Genomic DNA, 228 nt, shown 5'->3' with positions numbered 1-228 from the left:
ATGCTTGCGGGCGAACACAATCTCGAGAACATCTTGTCCGCCACGGCGGCAACGCTCTTGTCCGGAGGCACGAAAGAAACGATCATCCGTGTATTGACTTCTTTCACAGGGGTCAAGCACCGTTCGCAATTTGTCGGTGAATGGCAAGGCCGCCGTTTCTATAACGATTCCAAGGCAACGAATGCGCTGGCTACTAAAAGTGCGCTTGAAGCATTCAGCGATAACATC

Annotated in this window: 1 pseudogene; it reads left to right on the top strand. The window is 51.8% G+C overall.

From position 1 onward, the window contains the following. Positions 1–228: pseudogene (gene murD, locus SB775_RS34590) on the top strand (UDP-N-acetylmuramoyl-L-alanine--D-glutamate ligase); the annotation flags it as partial.

The sequence above is a fragment of the Peribacillus sp. SIMBA_075 genome (genome assembly GCF_046534585.1).
This window is presented reverse-complemented; position numbering and strand designations above follow the sequence as displayed.